Here is a 1,252-nt window from a genome sequence, read left to right as displayed (position 1 = left end):
AGTTATATATTTAGTTATGTATGACGCCACTTTATTTTTGTCCTTAATAACGCCTAAAGACATATATCCAAACTTCTTAGTATATTGTTTCCACTCCAAATAACCATTACTATTTTCCTCTAAATGCTTGTCCAAAACTCCACCAATAAGACCATGCATATGCCACGCCCCATCCTCATGCATTTCAGGTATTAAAACATATCTAATCTTACTCTTATGGTTTTTACCATAGTTTAATAGAAACTGCCCTAGAGCCTTATAATACGCTTTAAAATCATGTCTATCATATTTATCCTTATCAATAGTCAAAGTTACAAAGTAATCAAAATCGTTACAAAGAGCATATTCTCTGACTTTACTCTTAGCACGAGATATATTATTATCCAACTTCTTACTATTAACACCACGCTTTTTCGTAAAACCCTCGGAACCCTTAGAACGAACAGACTTACAAACAGTTAATTTATAATGACCTTCATTAAATTTTTTCAGAATTGCAACATCATGAATATAATAAGCACTAATCAAAATCACCCCACTTTACAAAAAACAACCGTTAAATGATACTATGTCAAGTAAGTATCATTTAAAATTACACTTCAAACCAGTCCAATTATCAAAAGCAACAACACTAAAACCCCTAGTAGCGTAATACTTATAAGCCTTCTTTAAACCACTTAAACTTTTATAGTAATATTCAATCATGTCATTTTTAAAAATTAATCTATACCTCATTTTTACCCCCTATAAAGCAACGCCACGCAAGCCTGTAAACATGGCTTTGCGTTGGCTATATGCTAATTAAAAACGTGTTAAACATATACAATAAATGTAAAATAAATAGACTATTGTTTAGCGTTTATCTGCATTTGTGCAACAATATTATTAAGCGTTTCAACCTTTGCAATGGTTTCATTCTGGAATTTATGCTGCATAATAATCATGGTAATAACACCACTTAAAGTCATATTATATCTCTCTGCAACATCATCTAAATAATCCTTTACTTCCTTAGAACTAGAATAATTTATTCTTAACTTTTCCATTTCCAATACCTCCATATATTAACTTTATATCTATATTGTAACACAATTTTTGCACATTTCAAGCCCCAAAATTACACCCGCTCCATAGGGTAAGGGGAGCCCTTGGCTCTTAGCCTATCACAAGCCCTCTCCACGTAAAGGGTAAAATAAATGGCTCTCATGGATCTGCCTGCGCATGCGCTGGTCAAAACCATTCGAACCACCCT

The 1,252-nt window shown here is 32.8% G+C and carries 3 protein-coding genes; all 3 read right to left on the bottom strand.

All coding sequences use genetic code 11. The features are described 5' to 3' along the window. Nucleotides 1-528: rolling circle replication-associated protein (locus tag BN1075_RS00610; protein ID WP_040191088.1), on the bottom strand; the 528-nt coding region annotated here is incomplete at its 3' end. 54 nt (nt 529-582) lie between these two features. Further along, nucleotides 583-735 carry a hypothetical protein gene (locus tag BN1075_RS21330; RefSeq protein ID WP_156132710.1) on the bottom strand — a complete coding sequence of 51 codons (153 nt, stop codon included), beginning with the start codon at nt 733-735 and terminating at the stop codon, nt 583-585. Between the two features lie 110 nt (nt 736-845). Then, the gene (locus BN1075_RS00605; protein WP_040191087.1) at nt 846-1,046 is read right to left on the bottom strand and encodes a hypothetical protein; all 201 of its coding nucleotides are present in this window, start codon (nt 1,044-1,046) and stop codon (nt 846-848) included. Nucleotides 1,047-1,252: the final 206 nt, after the last annotated feature.

Origin of the sequence: Clostridium culturomicium, assembly GCF_000821305.1 — a bacterium.
Lineage (GTDB): Bacteria > Bacillota > Clostridia > Clostridiales > Clostridiaceae > Clostridium_J > Clostridium_J culturomicium.
Note: the sequence above shows the minus strand (reverse complement) of the source record. Positions and strands in the feature narration are given on the sequence as shown.